A 21,993-nucleotide genomic window follows, 5' to 3' on the forward strand; every position below is an offset into this window, starting at 1 on the left:
GGAGCAAGAGGGCACGATAAAAAAATCAGCAGGCGGTGACTGACCAGTTAACGCTTTCTCCGGCGAGGAACGGCACGATGGATTCGTTGCCGAGGGCAATCTCTGCCGGCTGGGTTACCGGCACACGCTGTAGTTCGATAAAATCTTCGTTGACCGGCAAACCATAGAAGCGTGGGCCGTTCAGTGAGCAGAAGGCTTCCAGGTGCTGCAGCGCGCCAAGTTGATCGAATACCGTGGCATAGGCCGGCATGGCGCTTGGGGCGTTGAACACGCCGGCACAGCCGCAGCTCGACTCTTTCCGGTGTTTGGCATGCGGCGCGGAATCGGTACCCAGGAAGAATTGCTCACAGCCGCTGGCTACGGCATTGCGCAGCGCTTCCTGATGAATGTTGCGTTTCAGGATCGGCAGACAGAACAGGTGGGGACGAATGCCGCCTACCAGCATATGGTTACGGTTGAACATCAGGTGTTGCGGGGTGATGGTCGCAGCAAGAAAACGATTGCCTTGTTGCACGTACTGAGCGGCTTCTTTGGTGGTGATATGTTCGAAGACAATTTTCAGTTCCGGGAAGTTGTGGCGAATTGGTTCCATGACGCTGTCAATGAAGCGTGCCTCACGGTCAAAAATATCGACGCCAGCATCGGTCACTTCACCGTGAATCAACAGCGGCATGCCAATCTTCTGCATTTGCTCCAGCAGCGGGTAGATGCCTCTCACGTCGCTGACGCCATGGTTGGAGTTGGTGGTGGCGTTGGCCGGATACAGCTTGGCGGCGGTGAATACGCCCTGGGCAAACCCATCGACCAGCACCGCGGCGTTCAGTGAATCGGTCAGGTAACAGGTCATCAGTGGGGTAAAATTATGGCCCTGCGGCACGGCAGCCAAAATACGCTCACGGTAGCGTTGCGCGGCTTCAATTGTGGTAATCGGCGGCGCCAGATTCGGCATCACAATCGCCCGGCCGAATACTTGACTGGTATAGGGCAGAACCGTTTTCAGCATGTCATCGTCACGCAGGTGGATATGCCAGTCGTCAGGGCGGCGAATTTTCAGGGCTTGAGGCTGTGCGGTCATGTTGCAAAACTCCGGCGGTCAGAAATACGTCAAAGTAAAAGCGAATAATGGGGATGTTATTCACGCCGGGGTGTAAGGATAAGCGGAAAGCGATTGCGATGCATCTGTTTGTTAATCGCAAGTTGAAAACAATCGGCCAACGGGCGCATAGTGATGAGGATCCGACTGTTTTGCCAACGGTATGGTTGGCTATCAAGTTATTAAGTATCAATGGGAGGTTGAAATGGAAGTTCGTGTGATTGCTACCTTGCAAGCCAAGGCTGAATTTTTTGATGCGGTAAATGATGCGGTGCATCAGATCGTCGAGGCCAGCCGCCAGGAGCAGGGTAATTTGCAGTACGATCTGCACCGGGATCTGGACCAGCCGGGCGCGTTTGTCTTCTTTGAGCGCTGGGCTAACGCCGAGGCACTGGAAAAACACAATGCCACTGCGCACTTCACGCAGTTTGTCGCTCAGATCGATGGCAAACTCGAGGTGCTGGACATCAAGCGGCTAGCGAAAATTGCCTGAGATATTGGCCACAAGCGATAAAAAAACCCGCCGATTGGCGGGTTTTTATTGCTTGGATTAACTTAATCGTTAACCGGCTGCGGCTTGGTGGCTGGTGCCGTTGCCGTGGTGGCTGCGGCATGCCCGCCGGCAGAGCCTTTACCTTCGAAGTTGAAGGCAGGGCGGTGCCAGTCGCTTTGCTTCGGCGCTTCCGGCTGATAAGCCGGCGCTGGCGCTTTGGTCATCGGTGCGCTGGCGATATGCTTGTACAGCGTCGCGCCATGCGTTTCCTTAACCGCCGCCGTGGCGACGGCCACAGCCGGTTCAGCAACCGCTGGCGCTTCATCGACCACCATCTCAGCTTGGGCAACCACCGGTTCGGTCACCGGCTGTGGCGCGGGCTCAACCGGCGCTTCAACCACGGTGTCGGCAACGGTTTCATCCGCCGCGTGTTCTGCCGGCGTCGCCGCTACGGTTTCAACCGCCGGGGCCAATTCAGCGTCAGCCGCTGGCGCAGGCTGAGCGTCGACCGATTCGATAGGCTCTGGCGCTGCGGCCGGGGCGCTATCTTCGGCGCTGGTTGCTGCCTGGCTAACCGGGGTCTCAGCGGTTTCCGCCACGTCCTCGGCCAGTTGGCTATTGATTACCGGTTCGGCCGTTGCCGGCTCGGCAGTAATCTGCTGCGTTGCTGCTGGCGCCGTTTCGGTTTCAACGGTTGGCTGCTCGGCGGTTGCCTGAACCACTTCGCTGGCGTCAGCCACCCGTGGCGCAGCAACGCTGGCTGCCGCTACCGCGTCGTTGGTCATAACGTTTTCAGCAACAATATTGGTCGCTTCGGCAGTGGCTTCGGCTTCTTCTACCGCTGAAATCGCTTGCGTGACAGGGTAACTGACCCATACTTTGCCAGAGGCCATTTCAGGCGACACGAAAGCGCCTGCCAGAGGCATTGGCGACTGGGTAGGGTAACGTTCATCACGGTAACGGCGACGACGCTGACCGCTGACGCGCAGATGGCGCGGTGAGCGGCGTGAACGACGCGGCATACCGTTTTCACCGTTGCGTGCTTCACCCTGTGCTTCATCTTCAGGCGACGCTGCGACGGTTTCCGGCAACAGTTTCACGCTGTCTTCCGCTGTCGAAGTTGGCTTCACTGCGTCGGTTTTTGGTGCCAACAGCTCTTCCGCTGCACTCTGCAGTTCTTCTTCTGCGGACTGAATGCGGACACGCTGCGTCAACTGACGACGTTGACGGCGCTGCGCCGGCTGCTGATGACGATCGTCCTGATCTTCATCGGTTGCTGCTGCCACAGGCGCTTCAACGCTTTCCAGCGCCTTCACTTCCTGCTGAGCCTGACGTTTTTCTTCCTGACGGCGACGTTGGCGTTCGGCACGCTGTTCACGGCGTTGCTGCTGTTCTTCGCGCTGCGCCTTGGCGGCTTCTTCCGACTGAGCTTCGGCGGCAACCGGCGCGTTTTGCGCTGCGTTGCGACGGTTACGGCGCTGCTCGTCACGCGACTCGCGAGGTTCGCGCGCTTCGCGATTATCGCGGCCTTCGCCACGTTCTCTACGTTCGCCACGTTCTGGACGTTCACCACGCTCGTTACGGTCACCACGCTCGTTACGGTCACCACGCTCGTTACGGTCACCGCGTTCGTTACGGTCACCGCGTTCGCCGCGATCTTTGCGGCCGGCGCCTTGACGGCGTTGGCCACGACGATCCTGACGACGGTTTTCGCTGTTTTCAGCTTTCGGCGTTTCAGCCGGTTTTTCTTCTACCGCCGGTTGTTCATCCGCGGCGAACAGTGCTTTCAGACCACTGAACAGACGACCCAGCAGGCCGGGTTTGACAGCAGCTGGCGCCGTTTGCTTGGCGACCGCGGCAGGTTTGGCCACTGCGACGGTTTCTTGCGCCGGCGGTGGGGCATCGGCAGCCAGAGAGAAGGAGGCCAGCGCCGGTTGTTCGGGACGTTTGCGCTCCATTGGCGCATCTTCCAGCGGCTGAGCCATCTCTTCTTCGTGCAGTTTCGGCAGCAGGTAGCTCAGGGTTGGGGTTTCTTCGCCTTTGCGCACGCGCAATACCGAATAATGTGGCGTTTGCATCTGATCGTTTGGCACGATGATGGCTTTAACGCCGCCCTGACGCTTTTCAATGGCGCTGACGGATTCACGTTTTTCGTTCAGCAGGTAAGATGCCACCTGAACCGGCACGATAGCGTGAACTTCTTTGGTGTTTTCCTTCAGCGCTTCTTCTTCGATCAGGCGCAGAATGGACAGTGCCAACGACTCGTTGTCACGCACGGTACCGGTGCCGTTACAGCGCGGGCAGACGTGATGGCTGGATTCGCCAAGCGACGGGCTGAGGCGTTGACGGGACATCTCAAGCAGGCCAAAGCGGGAAATGCGGCCAATCTGGATACGTGCACGGTCCTGACGGACGGCATCGCGCAGACGGTTTTCCACTTCGCGCTGGTGGCGTACCGGCGTCATGTCAATGAAGTCGATGACGATCAGGCCGCCGAGGTCACGCAAGCGCAACTGGCGAGCGATTTCATCAGCCGCTTCCAGGTTGGTATTGAACGCGGTTTCTTCAATATCGCCACCGCGGGTTGCACGCGCGGAGTTGATATCAATGGCGGTCAGAGCTTCGGTGGTATCGATAACAATCGAACCGCCGGAAGGCAGACGCACTTCGCGCTGGAAGGCCGACTCAATTTGCGATTCGATCTGGTAATGGCTGAACAGCGGAATTTCACCACTGTACAGTTTGATTTTGCTGCTGAAATCTGGACGGCCCAGCGCGGCAATGTGCTCTTTCGCCAGGTCGAGAATTTTCGGGTTGTCGATCAGGATTTCGCCAATGTCCGGGCGCAGATAATCGCGGAATGCACGCACGATAACGTTGCTTTCCTGATGGATCAGGAAGGGTGCAGGACGGCCTTCGGCGGCTTTCTTGATGGCATCCCAGTGCTTGAGACGGAATGACAGATCCCATTGCAGCGCTTCGGCAGATTTGCCGACGCCCGCGGTGCGGACAATCAGGCCCATGCCGTCGGGTAATTGCAGCGAGGATAACGCTTCTTTCAGTTCGGTGCGGTCGTCACCTTCGATACGGCGAGAAATACCGCCGGCACGCGGGTTGTTCGGCATCAACACCAGGTAACTGCCTGCCAGGCTGATGAAGGTGGTCAAGGCGGCGCCTTTGTTGCCACGTTCTTCTTTATCAACCTGTACGATGACTTCCTGGCCTTCGCGCAGCACATCTTTGATGTTAGGGCGGCCATGGGAAGAATAATTGCTAGGGAAGTATTCGCGGGCGATTTCTTTAAGGGGGAGGAAACCATGTCGTTCTGCGCCGTAATCTACGAATGCAGCTTCAAGACTTGGTTCAATGCGGGTGATTTTGCCTTTGTAAATATTCGCCTTTTTCTGTTCATGACCCGGGCTTTCAATGTCCAAATCATACAGCCGCTGTCCATCTACTAGGGCAACACGCAACTCTTCCTGCTGAGTTGCGTTAATCAACATTCTTTTCATCTTAACTTACTCGTTATTTTTTACATTATCGACAGAGCTGCGGGCAAAAATATCCGTCATACTTCAGGCAGTTTCTGCATTGACGGCGCTTTCTCACCCCCGTCGCACCGGTGTCGATGCGCCTGGAGACTCGTTCAGTTGCCGTCTTTATGCAACCTGATTTATTAAGGGTATAACCTCATGGCCGGGTTAAACCGAAAGCCCCGTGTCTTCTCGCAAAGCCGTCAACCTCACGGTTGTCGCCTGCATAGGGGCGCATTATCTCGGTAAGCCTGCGTTTCTTTGTGAATGCAGCGCTTTTGAGTCAGGGAATAGTCTCTGATTTACGTCGACAGATCTGATTCCATTTTACCGGCCAAGCTGCAACCCGCAGCCCGCTAATTGTTTGATTTCACATTACGTCTTACGCCATTGCTGCGTTTTTGTGCTACCAGACAAACTTTATAATTCCGCAATTTCCCTTGTTTTAACGAGAATCAAGGCGGAAAGTGACCTCATTATTCCACTGCTGATACCGTTATAGCAAGGTGACTTTTTCTTAACTGCGGAAGAAATCGCAAACGATCAAACCGGCTTGCTGCCTTATTGTTCGCCGTGATCAATTCCACCGTCAGAGTGACAGTTAAGCACATAAAAAGAGGTGGCGCTATTTACGCGCTGTATTTAGAATCTCGCCCCATGAAAACGAACAATCCCGCAGTACAACTGATCACGATTTCTGACGATGAAGCGGGTCAGCGAATCGACAATTTTCTCCTTGCCCGCCTGAAAGGCGTGCCGAAGAGTATGATTTACCGCATCGTGCGCAAGGGCGAGGTGCGGGTGAACAAAGGCCGCATCAAGGCCGAATACAAGCTGGCCGCCGGCGACGTGGTTCGCGTGCCGCCGGTGCGGGTAGCCGAGCGTGAAGAAGCGCCGGTGTCCGCCAAACTGGATAAAGTGGCGGCGTTGGCCAATTGCATCCTGTACGAAGATGACCACCTGTTACTGCTGAACAAACCCTCCGGCACCGCCGTGCACGGTGGCAGCGGCTTGAGCTTTGGCGTCATCGAAGGGTTGCGCGCGCTGCGACCGGAAGCGCGCTTCCTGGAGCTGGTGCATCGGCTGGATCGCGATACCTCCGGCGTATTGCTGGTGGCGAAGAAGCGCTCGGCGCTGCGTTCGCTGCATGAGCAACTGCGACTGAAGGGGATGCAAAAGGATTACCTGGCGCTGGTGCGCGGTCAGTGGCAATCGCATTGCAAAGCGGTGCAGGCGCCGTTGCTGAAGAACATTCTGCAAAGCGGTGAGCGCATCGTGCGCGTCAGCAGCGAAGGTAAACCGTCGGAAACCCGCTTTAAGGTGGAAGAGCGGTTTGAACATGCCACCTTGGTGAAGGCCAGCCCGATTACCGGCCGCACCCATCAGATCCGCGTCCATACTCTACATGCCGGGCATCCCATTGCCTTTGACGATCGCTATGGCGATCGCGAGTTCGATCGTCAGTTGGCCGGCACCGGCCTCAAGCGGCTATTCCTGCATGCGGCGGCGTTGCGTTTTGAGCACCCGGGCACCGGCGAAACGCTGCGTATCGAAGCGCCGATGGACGACGAACTGCGTCATTGCCTGCAAGTGCTGCGCAAGCAGGCGCAGAAGTAACATCAGGTTTATCCCAGCGGGTCGAGTCCTTCGGCCCGCAGCATCTCCAGCAGTGCGATCAGCGGCAGTCCGACCAGCGTGTTCGGGTCGCGGCCTTCCAATCGGTCAAACAGGGCAATGCCCAATCCTTCGCTTTTAAAGCTGCCGGCGCAATTGAGCGGCTGCTCACGTTGCACGTAAGCGGCGATTTCCGCCTCGGTGAGGGGGCGGAAATGGACGTGAAACGGTTCGCATAACGCCTGCAGATGCCCACTGCGGCTGTTGTACAGCGCCAGGCCGGTATAAAAGGTGACGCGTTTGCCGCTGGCCTGACGCAATTGCGCACGGGCATTGTCTTCGCTATGTGGCTTGCCGCTAATGCGGCCATCCAGCACGCATACCTGATCGGAGCCGATGATCAGATGGTCCGGGTAGGCCGACGATAACGCCTGCGCCTTGGCGGCAGCCAGGCGCAGCACCAGTGCGTCGGGGCTTTCGCCGGCCAGCGGGCTTTCATCAACCTGCGGCGCAGCGCAGATAAAGGGCAGTTGCAGCTTCTCCAGCAGCAGTTTGCGGTAGGGGGACGTCGAGGCTAACAGTAATCTCTGCATAAATTTTTTCGTAAACCGTAGCGTATTTGGTAGCAGCATCTTAAACTGTCGGCCGCTGTGGAAGCGAATATTGGTGAAAGGTGCCGTTTTACGGCCTTTTTCTTTGACTCTACGTCGTTACAAAGTTAATATGCGCGCCCTATGCAAAAGGTAAAATTACCCTTGACCATTGATGCGGTACGTACCGCTCAGAAACGCCTGGACTATGTTGGTGTCTATGCGCCTGAGCAGGTTACACGTGTTGCCGACTCCGTGGTCAGTGTGGATGGCGATGTTCAGGTGTCGTTGTCGTTTGATATTGACAACCAACGCCTGGCGGTGATTACAGGGCAAGCGGACGTCGCGGTAACGCTGATGTGCCAGCGCTGTGGAGTCCCGTTTGAACATCACGTTCACACAACATATTGTTTTAGCCCGGTCGTCAATGATGAGCAGGCTGAGGCATTACCGGAAGCGTACGAACCGATCGAAGTTGACGAATTTGGCGAAGTCGATCTGTTGGCAATGATTGAAGATGAAATTATTCTTTCGCTGCCAGTCGTTCCGGTACATGAATCTGAACACTGTGAAGTGTCCGAAGCGGACATGGTATTTGGCAAACTGCCTGCAGAGGCGGAGAAACCGAATCCGTTTGCCGTATTAGCCAGTTTAAAGAAAAGTAATTGAGGAGTAAGGTCCATGGCCGTACAACAGAACAAACCAACCCGTTCCAAGCGTGGCATGCGTCGTTCACACGATGCGCTGACCACGACTACTTTGTCTGTAGACAAAGTATCCGGTGAAACTCACCGTCGTCACCACATCACTGCCGACGGTTTCTACCGCGGTCGCAAGGTTATCGGCTAAGTAGCGGTACCTTGACTCGTCTAACCCTGGCGTTAGATGCAATGGGCGGGGACTTCGGTCCCTGCGTCACAGTGCCTGCTTCATTGCAGGCACTGGCCTCTAATTTACAGCTTCATCTCCTGCTGGTCGGCGATCCCGACGCCATCTCCCCCTTACTTGCCAAAGCCGATCCGATTCTTTTGGAGCGTCTGCAAGTCGTGCCCGCCGAGTCAGTCATTGCCGGTGACGCCAAGCCTTCACAAGCAATACGCGCCAGCCGCGGCACCTCCATGCGTATCGCGCTGGAGCTGATTAAGCAGGGCGAGGCGCAGGCATGCGTTAGTGCGGGCAATACCGGGGCGCTGATGGGGTTGGCCAAGATGTTGATCAAGCCGCTGGACGGCATCGAGCGGCCGGCGTTGATGACGGTGATTCCCAACCAGCAGCGCAGCAAGACGGTGGTGCTGGATCTGGGCGCCAACGTGGAGTGCGACAGCACCATGCTGGTGCAGTTCGCCGTGATGGGCGCCGTTATGGCGGAAGAGGTGGTGGGCATTGCGCAACCGCGCGTGGCGCTGCTGAACATCGGCGAAGAAGAGACCAAAGGTCTGGATAATATCCGCGAAGCGGCCGCTGTTTTAAGAAAAACTCCGACAATCAACTATATTGGTTATCTGGAAGGAAACGATCTGCTCACCGGTAAAACCGATGTCATGGTCTGCGACGGCTTTGTTGGCAACGTCACGCTGAAGACCATGGAGGGTGTGATAAGGCTGTTTTTATCTTTGCTGAAATCCTCCGGCGACGGTGGTAAGCAGGCGTGGTGGTTAAAATTGTTGGGCCGTTGGTTACAAAAAAGAGTGGCCAGGCGTTTCGGTCACTTGAACCCCGACCAGTATAATGGTGCATGTCTGTTAGGATTGCGGGGCACCGTAATCAAGAGCCACGGCGCGGCGAACCAACGCGCGTTCGCGGTCGCCATCGAACAGGCTGTGCAGGCGGTGCAGCGGCAAGTCCCTGACAGGATTGCGGCGCGCCTTGAGGCTGTATTACCCAAGAGTGACTGATCGTACATGTATACAAAGATTCTCGGTACGGGGAGTTATTTACCCGTACAAGTGCGCACCAATGCTGATTTGGAAAAAATGGTGGATACCTCTGACGAGTGGATCGTCACGCGTACCGGTATCCGTGAACGCCGTATCGCAGCCGCAGACGAAACGGTTGCGACCATGGGCTTCGAGGCAGCAAAACATGCGCTGGAAATGGCCGGCGTGGCGAAAGAAGATCTTGGTCTGATCATTGTTGCGACCACGACCTCGAGCCATGCTTTCCCAAGTTCAGCCTGCCAGATTCAGCAAATGCTGGGCGTCAAGGACTGTGCGGCCTTCGATTTGGCTGCGGCCTGCGCCGGTTTTACCTATGCGCTGAGCGTGGCCGATCAATACATCAAGAACGGTGCGGTGAAGCATGCGCTGGTGATCGGCGCCGACGTGCTGTCTCGCACCCTCGACCCTGACGACCGCGGCACCATCATCCTGTTTGGCGATGGTGCCGGGGCGGTCTTGCTGGGCGCTTCCGAGCAGCCGGGCATTTTGTCTACTCACCTGCATGCCGATGGCAGTTACGGCGGGTTGCTGACGCTGCCGTATAAAGATCGCCAGCAGCAGGAGAAACCGGCCTACGTCACCATGGCGGGCAATGAAGTCTTTAAGGTTGCGGTTACGGAACTGGCGCACATCGTAGATGAAACGCTGGCAGCCAACAATCTGGATCGCAGCGAGCTGGACTGGTTGGTGCCGCATCAGGCCAACCTGCGCATTATCAGCGCGACGGCAAGAAAACTGGGTATGGGGATGGACAAGGTGGTCGTGACGCTCGATCGTCACGGTAATACCTCTGCCGCCTCGGTACCAGCAGCGCTGGATGAAGCGGTGCGCGACGGGCGGATCCAACGCGGTCAACTGGTATTGCTTGAAGCATTTGGCGGCGGCTTTACCTGGGGCTCGGCGCTGGTTCGTTTCTGATTAACAGGAAGAAAAAATGACGCAATTTGCAATGGTATTTCCTGGCCAGGGGTCACAGACCGTTGGCATGCTGGCCGAGTTGGCCACCCAGTATCCTGTAGTTGAACAGACCTTCGCCGAGGCGTCTGATGCCCTGGGTTACGACCTGTGGCAACGGGTGCAGCAGGGGCCGGCCGAAGAACTGAATAAAACCTGGCAGACGCAGCCTGCGTTGCTGGCGGCGTCGGTCGCCATTTTCCGCGTTTGGCAGCAACAGGGCGGGAAAATGCCGGCGTTGATGGCTGGCCATAGCCTTGGTGAATATTCCGCGCTGGTATGTGCGGGCGTACTGGATTTTAAGGCGGCAATCCGTCTGGTCGAGCTGCGCGGAAAACTGATGCAGGAAGCGGTGCCAGTCGGCACCGGCGCCATGTATGCCATTATTGGCCTGGATAACGACGCTATCGCCAAGGCGTGCGAAGAATCGGCCCAGGGCGAGGTGGTTGCACCGGTGAATTTCAACTCACCCGGCCAGGTGGTGATTGCCGGCAACAAGGACGCGGTAGAGCGTGCCGGTGCTGCCTGTAAAGCCGCTGGTGCCAAGCGTGCGCTGCCGTTACCGGTTAGCGTACCTTCGCATTGTGCGTTAATGAAACCGGCGGCAGACAAGCTGGCCGAGGCGTTGAAAGACGTCACCTTCAACGCACCGCAGATCCCGGTGATCAACAACGTCGACGTGCGCAGCGAAACCGATCCGCAAGCGATCCGCAGCGCGCTGGTTCGCCAGTTGTTCAGCCCGGTGCGCTGGACCGAAAGCGTAGAATTCATTGCGGCGCAGGGCGTCGACTCGCTGCTGGAGGTCGGTCCGGGCAAAGTGCTCACCGGCCTGACCAAACGCATTGTCGACACCCTGACGGCAGCGGCGGTTAACGACCCAGCCAGCCTGTCAGCGGCGCTTGAACAATAAAGAGGAAAACAATGAGCTTCGAAGGAAAAATTGTTCTGGTCACCGGCGCAAGCCGCGGTATTGGCCGGGCTATTGCAGAATCGTTTGTTGCGCGTGGCGCAAAAGTTATCGGTACCGCGACCAGTGAAAAGGGCGCGGAAGCCATCAGCGACTATCTGGGCGCAAACGGCAAAGGGGTTATGTTAAACGTTGTTGATGCTCAATCAATCGACAGCGTGCTGGCATCGATTCGTGCGGAATTTGGCGAAATCGACATTTTAGTGAATAATGCCGGCATTACGCGTGATAACCTGCTGATGCGTATGAAAGACGATGAGTGGCAGGATATTCTTGATACTAATCTGACTTCCGTATTCCGTCTGTCAAAAGCGGTAATGCGAGCTATGATGAAAAAGCGGTTTGGCCGGATCATCACCATCGGTTCCGTTGTCGGAACCATGGGCAACGCAGGGCAGGCTAACTACGCGGCGGCTAAAGCCGGCTTGATTGGTTTTAGCAAATCTTTGGCACGTGAAGTTGCTTCTCGTGGCATTACGGTCAACGTCGTGGCTCCTGGCTTTATTGAGACGGACATGACACGGGCGTTGACAGAAGATCAACGTGCAGGCATTTTGACATCGGTTCCAGCCAATCGGCTGGGTGATGCTAAAGAAATCGCCAGCGCTGTTGCATTTTTAGCCTCTGATGAGGCTGGCTATATCACCGGTGAAACATTGCATGTCAATGGCGGCATGTACATGATTTAAAAAATGCGAAAACTATTTGCGTTATTTGGGGTAAAAACCGCAAAATAGCGTAAAATCGTGGTTTGACCAGCCGGGATTTAGTTGCATCTTTTTCAACATTTTATACACTACGAAAACCATCGCGAAAGCGAGTTTTGATAGGAAATTTAAGAGTATGAGCACTATCGAAGAACGCGTTAAGAAAATCATTGTTGAGCAACTGGGTGTTAAACAGGAGGAAGTGGTAAACACTGCTTCTTTCGTTGAAGATCTGGGTGCTGATTCTCTTGACACTGTTGAGCTGGTAATGGCGCTGGAAGAAGAATTCGATACCGAAATTCCAGACGAAGAAGCTGAGAAAATCACTACTGTTCAGGCAGCTATTGATTTCATCAACAACAACCAGCAGTAAGCGAACATATCTAGGCGGTCACTCGACCGCCTAAGTTTTTTCTATCTCTAGTGTCATATTTTCCCTCCTTGGAGGACAAACGTGTCTAAGCGTCGAGTAGTTGTGACCGGACTGGGCATGTTGTCTCCTGTCGGCAATACGGTAGAGTCCACATGGAACGCTCTTCTTGCCGGTCAGAGTGGCATCAGCCTGATCGAACATTTCGATACTACTGCCTATGCAACGCGTTTTGCTGGCTTGGTAAAGAATTTTAACGTTGAGGATTTCATCTCTCGCAAAGATGCGCGCAAGATGGACCTCTTCATTCAGTACGGCATCGCCGCCGGCATGCAGGCCATGCAGGACGCCGGGTTGGATATCACCGAGGCCAACGCCGGCCGTATTGGCGCCGCTATTGGCTCCGGCATTGGCGGCCTGGGTCTGATTGAAGAAAACCACAGTTCTCTGGTCAACGGCGGCCCGCGTAAAATAAGCCCGTTCTTTGTGCCGTCCACCATCGTCAACATGATTGCCGGTCACCTGACCATCATGTATGGCATGCGTGGTCCGAGCATTTCGATCGCCACGGCCTGTACCTCAGGCGTGCATAACATTGGCCATGCCGCGCGTATCATTGCTTACAATGATGCCGACGTTATGCTGGCCGGTGGGGCAGAAAAAGCCAGTACCCCATTGGGCGTCGGCGGTTTCGGTGCAGCGCGCGCGCTGTCCACCCGCAACGACAACCCGCAGGCGGCAAGCCGTCCATGGGACAAAGACCGTGACGGTTTCGTACTGGGCGACGGCGCAGGCATGATGGTGCTCGAAGAGTACGAACACGCCAAAAAACGCGGTGCAAAAATTTACGCAGAAGTTGTCGGCTTTGGTATGAGCAGCGATGCCTACCACATGACCTCACCACCGGAAAACGGCGCTGGTGCGGCATTGGCAATGGAGCACGCGTTGAAAGACGCCGGTGTGACAACGTCACAAGTTGGTTATATCAATGCGCACGGTACCTCAACGCCAGCCGGTGACAAAGCGGAAGCGCAAGCGGTCAAATCGGTGTTTGGTGCCGATGCGGCACGGGTGATGGTCAGCTCGACCAAATCGATGACCGGCCACCTGTTGGGTGCTGCAGGTGCGATTGAATCGATCTTCACCGTGCTGGCGCTGCGCGATCGGGCGGTTCCACCGACCATCAACCTGGATAACCCGGATGAAGGTTGCGAGCTGGACTTTGTACCGCACGAGGCGCGTCAGGTAACCGATTTGGAATACACCCTGTGTAACTCCTTCGGTTTTGGCGGCACCAACGGCTCGCTGATTTTCCGTCGCGTTTAAACGTCGTTTGGTCTGTCTCTGGAAGCCCGGTCTTGCACCGGGCTTTTTTTATGCCACGCCAGGCCAACTGGCAGCTGTGCCTGTTATTCTGTCATCAAAGCCGAAACTCGCAGGGGGAGAGATGTACTGGATTAATGGGCAACAACACGATGCGCTGGCGCCAAGCGATCGCGGGCTGCAGTTCGGTGACGGCTGTTTCACTACCGCGCGGGTGGTTGACGGACAAATCGACCTGTTGCCGTGGCATATCGAGCGGATGCAGCAGGCGGCGCAGCGATTGATGTTGCCGCATACCGATTGGCCGGCCCTGGAGCTGGAAATGCGTCACGCGGCAGAATCTATCCCGCTAGGCGTGGTCAAAGCGATACTGACACGCGGCAGCGGCGGCCGTGGTTACAGCCCGCAAGGGTGCAGTCATGCGACGCGCATTGTGTCGCGCAGCGCCTATCCACAGCATTATCTGCGTTTGCGTGAACGGGGGATCCGTTTGGCGCTCAGCCCGGTGCCATTGGCGCGCAGCCCGCTGTTGGCCGGCCTGAAACACCTTAACCGTCTGGAGCAGGTGCTGATTCGCGCGCATCTTGACCAGACTGACGCCGACGAGGCGCTGGTGCTTGACACTGCCGGGTTGCTGGTGGAATGCTGTGCGGCTAATTTGTTCTGGCGTAAGGGAAAGGCGGTTTACACGCCGGATCTTGGCCAGGCGGGAGTAGCTGGCCTGATGCGCCGTCGGGTGATGGCGCTGCTGGCGGGCAGCGAATATGCGCTGTATTGCGTCAGCGAGCCGCTGACTACCCTGGCCGATGCCGACGAGGTGTTGGTGAGCAATGCACTGATGCCTTTGCTGCCGGTTAATATGGCGCATCAGTGGCATTATCACTCGCGCCGGTTATACGATTTTTTAAGCCCACACTGTTGACCATGGCTGATTGATGAAGAGAAAAAAACTGAAGATTGTTTCGTTAGTGATTGTTCTGGCGTTGGCCCTGCTGTTTTGGGGTTACCAGAAGGTTGAGCGCTTTGCCGATACGCCGTTGGCGATTCAGCAGGAAGCGATCTTCAAACTGCCTGCCGGCACCGGCCGCGTGGCGCTGGAAGGTCTGCTGGTACGTGACAAATTGATTCGTTCCGGAAAATGGTTCCCCTGGTTGTTGAAGCTTGAACCTGAGCTGGCTGAATTCAAGGCCGGTACTTATCGCTTCACGCCGGGCATGACGGTGCGCCAGATGCTGGAACTGTTGGCCAGCGGCAAGGAAGCGCAATTCAGCGCCCGTTTTATCGAGGGCTCCCGTCTGAGTGACTGGCTGCAAGTGTTGCAGCAATCCCCATATCTGAAACACACGCTAGCCGGCAAGAGTGAGGCGCAAATCGCCGAGGCGCTCGGCCTGCCGGCAGACGTTAAGCCTGAAGGGCGTTTATATCCCGATACCTATGCCTATACCGCCGGTATGACCGATATTGCCTTGCTCAAGCGTGCACATTTGCGCATGGTAAAGTCTCTGGAAGATGCATGGCAGGGGCGCGATACGTCGTTGCCTTATAAAACACCAGAACAGCTGCTGACCATGGCATCGATCGTTGAAAAAGAAACCGCCGTGCCAGAAGAGCGCACCAAAGTCGCCTCGGTGTTCGTCAACCGTATGCGTATCGGCATGCGGCTGCAAACCGATCCGACGGTCATTTATGGTATGGGCGCAGGGTATAATGGCAATATCAGCCGCAAGGATCTGGAAACGCCGACACCTTATAATACTTATGTGATCAATGGATTGCCGCCAACGCCGATCGCCATGCCGAGCCAGGCGTCGCTGGAGGCCGCCGCGCACCCGGCTAAAACCCCTTATCTGTATTTTGTTGCCGACGGCAAGGGCGGCCATACCTTTACCACTAACCTGGCGAGCCACAATAAGGCGGTGCGCCTTTACCGTCAGGCGTTGAAGGAAAAGAATGAACAGTAAATTCGTGGTTATTGAAGGGCTGGAAGGCGCGGGCAAAACCACTGCACGCGACACCGTGGTCGATGTATTGCGCCAGCATGGTATCAACGACATCGTTTTCACCCGCGAACCGGGCGGTACGCCGTTGGCGGAAAAGCTGCGCGATCTGTTCAAGCGCGGTTACCAAGGTGAGCTGCCGACCATCAAGGCTGAAGTGCTGATGCTGTACGCCGCGCGCGTACAACTGGTGGAAACGGTGATCAAGCCGGCGTTGGCACGTGGCGCCTGGGTGGTCGGCGATCGGCACGATCTGTCATCACAGGCTTACCAGGGCGGTGGCCGCGGCGTGGATCAGCGCCTGATGGCATCGTTGCGCGATACCGTATTGGGTGATTTTCGCCCCGATTTAACGCTCTATCTTGATTTACCGCCGCTGGTCGGGCTACAGCGGGCACAGGCGCGCGGTGCGCTGGATCGTATCGAACAGGAAGCCTTGCCATTCTTTGAACGTACTCGCGCTCGCTATCAGCAACTGGCGGCAGCGGATGCAACGATAATCACCATTGATGCGGCACAACCGCTGGAGCAGGTGACGGGTGATATAGGCCGTTGCGTTGCTGCGTGGCTGCAACAACAGGAACACGCCTGATGAATTGGTATCCGTGGCTGAATGCGCCCTACCGTCAACTGATCGCACAATATGCCGGCGGGCGCGGGCATCACGCGCTGCTGCTGCATGCGGCGGCCGGCAATGGTGATGACGCGCTGGTCTATGGCATTAGCCGCTGGCTGATTTGCCAGCAACGCAACGGCGAAAAAAGCTGCGGTACCTGTCATTCCTGTCGGTTGATGCTGGCGGGTAATCACCCGGATTATCATGTACTGGCGCCGGAAAAGGGCAAAAGCAGCCTGGGGATCGAGCCAATTCGCCAGGTTATTGAAACGCTATATTCGCATGCGCAGCAGGGGGGCGCCAAGGTTGTCTGGCTGGCGCAGGCCGAAGCGCTGACCGAAGCGGCGGCCAATGCGCTGTTGAAAACCCTGGAAGAACCGCCAGCCAATACCTATTTCCTGCTGGGTTGCCGAGAGCCTTCGCGCCTGCTGGCCACGCTGCGCAGCCGCTGTTTTTACTGGCATCTCAACAGTCCCGACGAACAGCTCAGCCTGCAATGGTTGAATCGGCAGGCGGTGGGCAATCCGACCGATTGCCTGACGGCGCTGCGACTGCACGACGGCGCGCCTATTGCCGCCGAGCAATTGCTGCAACCGGAACGTTGGCAACAACGCAGCGCGCTGTGCGGCGTGCTGCATGATGCGCTACTGGGCCAGGATATGCTGGCACTGTTGCCGGTGTTGAATCACGACAACGTGGCAGAGCGTCTACACTGGCTGTGTAGTCTTCTGATCGATGCCATGAAGTGGCAGCAGGGCGCGGCGGGCTTTGTGCTCAACCAGGACCGGTTGCCGTTGGTACAGCAACTGGCCACGCGGCTCAGCGCTGCGTCATTGCAACACATCGTTCAACAATGGTTGCACTGTCGACATCAATTGCTCAGCGTGGTTGGCGTTAACCGCGAACTGCTGCTGACCGAACAGTTACTTAGCTGGGAGCAGATGTTTGCCTCTGCCGGCTATTCTCACCCTCATTCGCTGTAAAAGAGTTAAATATTATGTTGTTAGTAGATTCTCATTGCCATCTTGACAGCCTGGACTACCAAACGCTGCACCAAAATGTGGACGACGCACTGGCAAAGGCCAAAGCGCGTGACGTTGGCTTTTTCCTGGCGGTGGCCACCACCTTGCCGGGGTATCGGGCAATGACCGATCTGATCGGGCCGCGCGCCGATGTGGCGTTTTCCTGTGGGGTACACCCGCTGAATCTGGACGACGGCTACGATTATGACGAACTGCGTCAGCTGGCGGCGGCGGAGCAGGTGGTAGCGCTGGGAGAAACCGGGCTGGATTATTTTTATCAAAAAGACAACTGGGCGCTGCAACAGGAATCCTTCCGTCAACACATCCGTATTGGCCGCGATCTGAATAAACCGGTGATCGTCCATACGCGTGATGCGCGTGAAGATACGCTGCGGATCCTGCGAGAAGAGCAAGCGCAAGAGTGCGGCGGCGTGCTGCACTGCTTTACCGAAGATCGGGCAACGGCACAAGCGCTGCTGGATCTCGGATTTTATATCTCCTTCTCCGGTATTGTCACTTTCCGCAATGCCGAGCAACTGCGTGACGCAGCGCGTTATGTGCCGCTGGATCGTATGCTGGTGGAAACGGATTCACCTTACCTGGCGCCGGTTCCACACCGTGGTAAAGAAAACCAACCCGCGTATGTGCGCGATGTGGCTGAATACCTGGCTGTTTTGAAAGGCGTAAGCCTTGAGACGCTGGCAGAGACCACCACCGCCAATTTTTCACGCTTATTTCACCTCGAACTCTGATCCTTGGCCTAGGCTTAGGGGACAGTCACCGATCGCATCTTTTTTTTTAAGCTCGTAATTAATTACTGAAACGGGTAATGTTCATCGCCGTTTTAGGTCGGGAAATGTGCATTTTTTCATCTTTTTTTACAAAAAAATGCGCTTTTAAGAAAAATGCCGCGTCTTATTGGGCGAAACGTGACTGTCATCAAACATTACGCAGGCTATTTATTTTACTCTGCGTAAAAATTCAAGGGGTGCTCAGACACCCTGAATTGCAGGGGATTTTCTCCCCCCCTTGCAACGCGAAAATTCGCGCGAAGAAGTAGCAAAGCACTATTACTCAGGAGCACACTCAACTATGTTCAAGAACGCATTTGCAAACCTGCAAAAAGTAGGTAAATCGCTAATGCTGCCGGTATCCGTACTGCCTATCGCAGGTATTCTGCTGGGCGTCGGTTCCGCCAATTTTAGCTGGCTACCGGCGGTAGTCTCTCACGTGATGGCGGAAGCGGGCGGGTCGGTATTCGCCAATATGCCGTTGATTTTCGCTATCGGTGTGGCGCTCGGCTTCACCAATAACGACGGCGTCTCTGCGTTGGCCGCCGTGGTAGCCTACGGCATCATGGTGAAGACCATGGCGGTGGTCGCGCCTTTGGTATTGCATTTGCCTGCCGAAGAGATCGCAGCCAAACACCTGGCGGATACCGGCGTGCTGGGGGGGATTATCTCCGGCTCGATCGCTGCCTACATGTTTAACCGCTTCTTCCGCATCCAGTTGCCGGAATATCTCGGCTTCTTTGCCGGCAAGCGTTTCGTGCCGATTATTTCCGGCCTGGCGGCGATTTTCCTCGGTGTGATCCTGTCCTTTATCTGGCCACCTATCGGTACTGCCATCCAGACTTTCTCACAGTGGGCTGCCTATCAGAACCCGGTAGTGGCGTTTGGCATCTACGGCGTGGTTGAGCGTTCTCTGGTGCCGTTCGGTCTGCACCATATCTGGAACGTACCTTTCCAGATGCAAATTGGTGAATTCACCAATGCGGCAGGCCAGGTGTTCCACGGCGATATCCCACGCTATATGGCGGGCGATCCGACCGCGGGTAAACTGTCCGGTGGCTTCCTGTTCAAAATGTACGGTCTGCCGGCAGCGGCGATTGCCATCTGGCACTCGGCCAAACCAGAGAACCGCGCGAAAGTGGGCGGTATCATGATCTCCGCCGCGTTGACCTCGTTCCTGACGGGTATCACCGAACCGATCGAATTCTCCTTCATGTTCGTTGCGCCGATCCTGTATGTGATCCACGCAATCCTGGCTGGCCTGGCGTTCCCAATCTGTATTCTGTTGGGCATGCGTGATGGCACCAGCTTCTCGCACGGTCTGATCGACTTTATCGTACTGAGCGGCAACAGCAGCAAAATCTGGCTGTTCCCAATCGTTGGTATCATCTACGGTCTGGTGTACTACACCATCTTCCGCGTGCTGATCGCCAAACTGGATCTGAAAACGCCAGGTCGTGAAGATAACGCTGCAGAACAGAGCGCACAGGGCGGTTCAGAAATGTCCGCAGCGCTGGTTCAGGCCTTCGGCGGTAAAGAAAACATCACCAACCTGGATGCTTGCATCACCCGTCTGCGCGTCAGCGTGGCCGACGTGTCGAAAGTGGACCAGGCTGGTCTGAAGAAACTGGGTGCGGCGGGCGTAGTGGTTGCCGGCTCTGGCGTCCAGGCGATCTTCGGTACCAAGTCCGATAACCTGAAAACCGATATGGATGAATACATCCGTAACAACTGATTCAGGTAGGGGAGTTTTGAGGGAGGCGAAAGCCTCCCTTTTTTATTGCCAGGGCCTGCCGCGCTGGCTACAGATTGCCCACGCCGCCGTCCATTTGCAGTTCAGCGCCGACCATAAACGCCGATTCGTCCGAGGCCAGGAATACCGCGGCGTGCGCCAGTTCCAGTGCGTGGCCCATGCGGCCAATCGGCACCAGCGCGCGAATTTCCTGTTTCAGCGTCTCCTGATCCTTGTCCTGCAATCCGAGCTTGCCGAAGGCCGGGGTTTCCGTCGGGCCAGGGCTGAGGCCATTGACGCGAATACCGCGTGGATGCAGTTCACCCGACAGCGTGCGTGCCAATGAAAGCAAAGCGGCCTTGCTGGCGGCGTAGGCATTACTTTGCGGCAGGCCGATATGCGCGCTGACCGAACCACACAGAATGACAGAGGCCGGGTTGGCCAGCATCGGCAGCAGCGCCTGAATCAGGAAAAACGGCCCTTTGAGGTTTGTGTTCATCAGGCGCTCATATTCTGCCTCGTCCCATTCTTCCAGCGAATGGTGAGTAACGTCGCCGGCGTTGACAAACAGCACGTCGAGGCGTGGCCAGTGCAGTGCCAACTGCTGTGCCAGTTGGCGTTGTTGTGCCACGTCACCGGCATCGCTCAGTAGCGTAACCACCTCGCCCAATTGACGTTTTGCCGCTTCCAGTCCACTGCGGCTGCGGCCGGTAATCGCTACCGTGGCGCCTTCGGCGATAAACCGACGGGCGGTTTCCAGCCCAATGCCGCTGGTGCCGCCGGTAATCAAGGCGTATTTGTTTTGCAATCGTGACATGTTCTTTCCTCTGGTTTGGCTGGTGATAGCCTGATTATTTGCGTTATAGTATCCTTTGCATAGTAGGTACCATTTGGATACTAAAGGGGCGGGAGGAAACAAATGACCAACAGCGCGGCATGCCCGCAAGAAAAAAATTTGACCCGCTTGCCCAGCGCCGGGCAACCCTGTCCAATGGTGGATTTTGTCAATCTGCTGTCGGGAAAGTGGGCAATTCCGATCTTATACCGGCTGATGATTATCGATGCGCCGGTGCGATTTGGTGAACTGCAACGCGCGGTGGCACCGATCGCGCAAAAAGAGTTGACGCGCCAGCTGCGCCAGTTTGAACAACGTGGGTTGGTAACGCGGCATATTTATCCGCAAGTGCCGCCACGGGTAGAATATCAGATTACCGAACTGGGCAAGACGCTGCGGCCAACGCTGGACAGCCTGGCCGACTGGATGCATCGCCACGCGCCGCAGTTGATCGGCGCTGACCGTTGATGCCCAACGGTGGGCGTTCGCTGCCGAACCCGCAGGCGTGACCGGCATCCAAACGCCGCTATCACCAGCGAGGCTGGCTGATTCTGCACCACTCGACGCAGAAAGTGCGCAATCAGGTTGAAAGCAGTAGAATTTGTCACTCATACTGCGTAAACCTTCTTTTTAGCTAACAAGGAATTCCAGATGGCCGAAGAAACTATTTTCAGTAAAATTATTCGCAAAGAAATTCCCGCTGATGTGGTTTATCAGGACGAACTGGTCACCGCCTTCCGCGATATCTCGCCGAAAGCGCCTACGCATATTCTGATTGTGCCCAACGTGCTGATCCCGACGGCGAATGACGTTACCCGCGAGCATGAAGCCGCATTGGGGCGTATGGTGACCGTCGCGGCGAAGATTGCCGCCCAGGAGGGCATTGCTGAAGACGGTTATCGGCTGATCATCAACTGCAATCGCCATGGCGGCCAAGAGGTCTATCATATTCATATGCATCTGGTTGGCGGTTGTTCGCTCGGCCCGATGCTGTCTTACTGATTATTGCGAGGGATACCATGCGCTATACCAAACCGCTGCGTTGCTTGATGGCGCTGGTGTTACCCGCAGCGCTGCTGATGGGCTGTAGCAGCCCGGAAGGTATTGCGGTGAATGAACGTCAAACGGTGGTGATGGATTCGCCGGTGCTGACCGCCGGCATTCTGGCCAATCGCCCGGTGGTCAACGACGCCTCGGGGCGGATGATCGCCACCTCGGTGCTCAGCAACACCCAGCCGACCCCGGTCACCGTGCATTACCGTTTCTTCTGGTATGACGATCAGGGGCTGGATATCCGGCCGTTCGAAAAACCGCGTGAAATTACCGTTGCGCCGAATTCAGATGCCCAGGTCTATTCCATTAATGGCAATCTGGAAGCCAGGCGTGCGCGTCTGTACATCTTTTTATAAGCCATGCGCT

The 21,993-nt window shown here is 56.3% G+C and carries 23 protein-coding genes; 19 read left to right on the plus strand and 4 right to left on the minus strand.

Going from position 1 to position 21,993, the window contains the following annotated elements:
• Window positions 1-25: 25 nt before the first annotated feature.
• Window positions 26-1,075 (minus strand): dihydroorotase, encoded by a 1,050-nt coding sequence (gene pyrC, locus ACCC84_RS02735; protein WP_004964286.1) that lies wholly within the window; start codon window positions 1,073-1,075, stop codon window positions 26-28.
• Window positions 1,076-1,298: 223 nt separating this feature from the next.
• Between pyrC and ACCC84_RS02740 the strand changes: the two genes are divergently transcribed.
• Window positions 1,299-1,586 carry a putative quinol monooxygenase gene (locus ACCC84_RS02740; protein ID WP_039992778.1) on the plus strand — a complete coding sequence of 96 codons (288 nt, stop codon included), beginning with the start codon at window positions 1,299-1,301 and terminating at the stop codon, window positions 1,584-1,586.
• 62 nt (window positions 1,587-1,648) lie between these two features.
• Here ACCC84_RS02740 and rne read toward each other — a convergent pair whose 3' ends face one another.
• A complete protein-coding gene (gene rne / locus ACCC84_RS02745) occupies window positions 1,649-5,098 on the minus strand; it encodes a ribonuclease E (protein WP_371901510.1) in 3,450 nt (1,149 codons plus the stop codon).
• A gap of 678 nt (window positions 5,099-5,776) precedes the next feature.
• On the opposite strand from rne, the gene rluC reads away from it, so the two are divergent.
• A complete protein-coding gene (gene rluC, locus ACCC84_RS02750) occupies window positions 5,777-6,736 on the plus strand; it encodes a 23S rRNA pseudouridine(955/2504/2580) synthase RluC (RefSeq protein ID WP_004964280.1) in 960 nt (319 codons plus the stop codon).
• An 8-nt stretch (window positions 6,737-6,744) separates the two neighbouring features.
• On the opposite strand, the gene ACCC84_RS02755 is transcribed toward rluC, so the two are convergent.
• Window positions 6,745-7,326, minus strand: coding sequence for a Maf family protein (locus ACCC84_RS02755; RefSeq protein WP_050763131.1), 582 nt, complete (start codon window positions 7,324-7,326; stop codon window positions 6,745-6,747).
• A 141-nt stretch (window positions 7,327-7,467) separates the two neighbouring features.
• Between ACCC84_RS02755 and yceD the strand changes: the two genes are divergently transcribed.
• The 14 genes from yceD (at window position 7,468) to ptsG (ending at window position 19,742) form a co-directional block, all read left to right on the plus strand.
• On the plus strand, window positions 7,468-7,992 hold the full coding sequence (gene yceD, locus ACCC84_RS02760) for a 23S rRNA accumulation protein YceD (RefSeq protein WP_004964276.1): 525 nt from the start codon (window positions 7,468-7,470) through the stop codon (window positions 7,990-7,992).
• 12 nt (window positions 7,993-8,004) lie between these two features.
• Complete coding sequence (gene rpmF / locus ACCC84_RS02765) at window positions 8,005-8,172, plus strand: 50S ribosomal protein L32 (RefSeq protein WP_004927778.1); 168 nt, start codon at window positions 8,005-8,007, stop codon at window positions 8,170-8,172.
• Window positions 8,173-8,183: 11 nt separating this feature from the next.
• Entirely contained in the window at window positions 8,184-9,218 is a 1,035-nt protein-coding gene (gene plsX, locus ACCC84_RS02770; protein ID WP_071586682.1) for a phosphate acyltransferase PlsX, read from the plus strand.
• A 6-nt stretch (window positions 9,219-9,224) separates the two neighbouring features.
• Complete coding sequence (locus ACCC84_RS02775) at window positions 9,225-10,178, plus strand: beta-ketoacyl-ACP synthase III (RefSeq protein ID WP_004964271.1); 954 nt, start codon at window positions 9,225-9,227, stop codon at window positions 10,176-10,178.
• 16 nt (window positions 10,179-10,194) lie between these two features.
• Complete coding sequence (gene fabD / locus ACCC84_RS02780; protein ID WP_004964269.1) at window positions 10,195-11,124, plus strand: ACP S-malonyltransferase; 930 nt, start codon at window positions 10,195-10,197, stop codon at window positions 11,122-11,124.
• Between the two features lie 11 nt (window positions 11,125-11,135).
• A complete protein-coding gene (gene fabG / locus ACCC84_RS02785; RefSeq protein ID WP_004964268.1) occupies window positions 11,136-11,870 on the plus strand; it encodes a 3-oxoacyl-ACP reductase FabG in 735 nt (244 codons plus the stop codon).
• Window positions 11,871-12,024: 154 nt separating this feature from the next.
• A complete protein-coding gene (gene acpP / locus ACCC84_RS02790; RefSeq protein WP_004964267.1) occupies window positions 12,025-12,261 on the plus strand; it encodes an acyl carrier protein in 237 nt (78 codons plus the stop codon).
• Between the two features lie 81 nt (window positions 12,262-12,342).
• Complete coding sequence (fabF, locus tag ACCC84_RS02795; RefSeq protein ID WP_039992203.1) at window positions 12,343-13,584, plus strand: beta-ketoacyl-ACP synthase II; 1,242 nt, start codon at window positions 12,343-12,345, stop codon at window positions 13,582-13,584.
• 121 nt (window positions 13,585-13,705) lie between these two features.
• Window positions 13,706-14,503 carry an aminodeoxychorismate lyase gene (pabC, locus tag ACCC84_RS02800; protein ID WP_004964264.1) on the plus strand — a complete coding sequence of 266 codons (798 nt, stop codon included), beginning with the start codon at window positions 13,706-13,708 and terminating at the stop codon, window positions 14,501-14,503.
• Window positions 14,504-14,516: 13 nt separating this feature from the next.
• Window positions 14,517-15,542, plus strand: coding sequence for an endolytic transglycosylase MltG (gene mltG / locus ACCC84_RS02805; protein ID WP_004964261.1), 1,026 nt, complete (start codon window positions 14,517-14,519; stop codon window positions 15,540-15,542).
• A complete protein-coding gene (gene tmk, locus ACCC84_RS02810; RefSeq protein WP_004964258.1) occupies window positions 15,532-16,170 on the plus strand; it encodes a dTMP kinase in 639 nt (212 codons plus the stop codon). Before mltG ends, tmk begins: the two co-directional genes overlap by 11 nt.
• Complete coding sequence (gene holB / locus ACCC84_RS02815; RefSeq protein ID WP_004964256.1) at window positions 16,170-17,177, plus strand: DNA polymerase III subunit delta'; 1,008 nt, start codon at window positions 16,170-16,172, stop codon at window positions 17,175-17,177. The genes tmk and holB overlap by 1 nt, the downstream gene beginning before the upstream one ends.
• A 14-nt stretch (window positions 17,178-17,191) precedes the next feature.
• Window positions 17,192-17,968 carry a metal-dependent hydrolase gene (locus ACCC84_RS02820; RefSeq protein ID WP_004964254.1) on the plus strand — a complete coding sequence of 259 codons (777 nt, stop codon included), beginning with the start codon at window positions 17,192-17,194 and terminating at the stop codon, window positions 17,966-17,968.
• A gap of 340 nt (window positions 17,969-18,308) precedes the next feature.
• Complete coding sequence (ptsG, locus tag ACCC84_RS02825; protein WP_004964251.1) at window positions 18,309-19,742, plus strand: PTS glucose transporter subunit IIBC; 1,434 nt, start codon at window positions 18,309-18,311, stop codon at window positions 19,740-19,742.
• Between the two features lie 67 nt (window positions 19,743-19,809).
• Here the strand turns inward: ptsG and ACCC84_RS02830 are convergent, their stop codons facing one another.
• Window positions 19,810-20,556, minus strand: a complete 747-nt coding sequence (locus ACCC84_RS02830; RefSeq protein ID WP_004964248.1) for an SDR family oxidoreductase — start codon at window positions 20,554-20,556, stop codon at window positions 19,810-19,812.
• A 102-nt stretch (window positions 20,557-20,658) separates the two neighbouring features.
• Between ACCC84_RS02830 and ACCC84_RS02835 the strand changes: the two genes are divergently transcribed.
• The 3 genes from ACCC84_RS02835 to ACCC84_RS02845 all read left to right on the plus strand — a co-directional run bounded on the left by ACCC84_RS02835 (window position 20,659) and on the right by ACCC84_RS02845 (window position 21,983).
• The gene (locus tag ACCC84_RS02835; protein ID WP_088499663.1) at window positions 20,659-21,042 is read left to right on the plus strand and encodes a winged helix-turn-helix transcriptional regulator; all 384 of its coding nucleotides are present in this window, start codon (window positions 20,659-20,661) and stop codon (window positions 21,040-21,042) included.
• A 183-nt stretch (window positions 21,043-21,225) separates the two neighbouring features.
• Window positions 21,226-21,576, plus strand: a complete 351-nt coding sequence (gene hinT / locus ACCC84_RS02840; protein ID WP_004964244.1) for a purine nucleoside phosphoramidase — start codon at window positions 21,226-21,228, stop codon at window positions 21,574-21,576.
• A gap of 17 nt (window positions 21,577-21,593) precedes the next feature.
• Window positions 21,594-21,983, plus strand: a complete 390-nt coding sequence (locus ACCC84_RS02845) for a YcfL family putative periplasmic lipoprotein (protein WP_039992202.1) — start codon at window positions 21,594-21,596, stop codon at window positions 21,981-21,983.
• Window positions 21,984-21,993: the final 10 nt, after the last annotated feature.

The sequence above is a fragment of the Serratia odorifera genome (genome assembly GCF_041448735.1).
Taxonomy (GTDB): domain Bacteria; phylum Pseudomonadota; class Gammaproteobacteria; order Enterobacterales; family Enterobacteriaceae; genus Serratia_F; species Serratia_F odorifera.

Coding starts and splice junctions, on each gene's coding strand:
- pyrC (WP_004964286.1), bottom strand. CDS start 1,075: ATGACCGCACAGCCTCAAGCCCTGAAAATTCGCCGCCCTGACGACTGG.
- ACCC84_RS02740 (WP_039992778.1), top strand. CDS start 1,299: ATGGAAGTTCGTGTGATTGCTACCTTGCAAGCCAAGGCTGAATTTTTT.
- rne (WP_371901510.1), bottom strand. CDS start 5,098: ATGAAAAGAATGTTGATTAACGCAACTCAGCAGGAAGAGTTGCGTGTT.
- rluC (WP_004964280.1), top strand. CDS start 5,777: ATGAAAACGAACAATCCCGCAGTACAACTGATCACGATTTCTGACGAT.
- ACCC84_RS02755 (WP_050763131.1), bottom strand. CDS start 7,326: ATGCAGAGATTACTGTTAGCCTCGACGTCCCCCTACCGCAAACTGCTG.
- yceD (WP_004964276.1), top strand. CDS start 7,468: ATGCAAAAGGTAAAATTACCCTTGACCATTGATGCGGTACGTACCGCT.
- rpmF (WP_004927778.1), top strand. CDS start 8,005: ATGGCCGTACAACAGAACAAACCAACCCGTTCCAAGCGTGGCATGCGT.
- ACCC84_RS02775 (WP_004964271.1), top strand. CDS start 9,225: ATGTATACAAAGATTCTCGGTACGGGGAGTTATTTACCCGTACAAGTG.
- fabD (WP_004964269.1), top strand. CDS start 10,195: ATGACGCAATTTGCAATGGTATTTCCTGGCCAGGGGTCACAGACCGTT.
- fabG (WP_004964268.1), top strand. CDS start 11,136: ATGAGCTTCGAAGGAAAAATTGTTCTGGTCACCGGCGCAAGCCGCGGT.
- acpP (WP_004964267.1), top strand. CDS start 12,025: ATGAGCACTATCGAAGAACGCGTTAAGAAAATCATTGTTGAGCAACTG.
- pabC (WP_004964264.1), top strand. CDS start 13,706: ATGTACTGGATTAATGGGCAACAACACGATGCGCTGGCGCCAAGCGAT.
- mltG (WP_004964261.1), top strand. CDS start 14,517: ATGAAGAGAAAAAAACTGAAGATTGTTTCGTTAGTGATTGTTCTGGCG.
- tmk (WP_004964258.1), top strand. CDS start 15,532: ATGAACAGTAAATTCGTGGTTATTGAAGGGCTGGAAGGCGCGGGCAAA.
- holB (WP_004964256.1), top strand. CDS start 16,170: ATGAATTGGTATCCGTGGCTGAATGCGCCCTACCGTCAACTGATCGCA.
- ACCC84_RS02820 (WP_004964254.1), top strand. CDS start 17,192: ATGTTGTTAGTAGATTCTCATTGCCATCTTGACAGCCTGGACTACCAA.
- ptsG (WP_004964251.1), top strand. CDS start 18,309: ATGTTCAAGAACGCATTTGCAAACCTGCAAAAAGTAGGTAAATCGCTA.
- ACCC84_RS02830 (WP_004964248.1), bottom strand. CDS start 20,556: ATGTCACGATTGCAAAACAAATACGCCTTGATTACCGGCGGCACCAGC.
- ACCC84_RS02835 (WP_088499663.1), top strand. CDS start 20,659: ATGACCAACAGCGCGGCATGCCCGCAAGAAAAAAATTTGACCCGCTTG.
- hinT (WP_004964244.1), top strand. CDS start 21,226: ATGGCCGAAGAAACTATTTTCAGTAAAATTATTCGCAAAGAAATTCCC.
- ACCC84_RS02845 (WP_039992202.1), top strand. CDS start 21,594: ATGCGCTATACCAAACCGCTGCGTTGCTTGATGGCGCTGGTGTTACCC.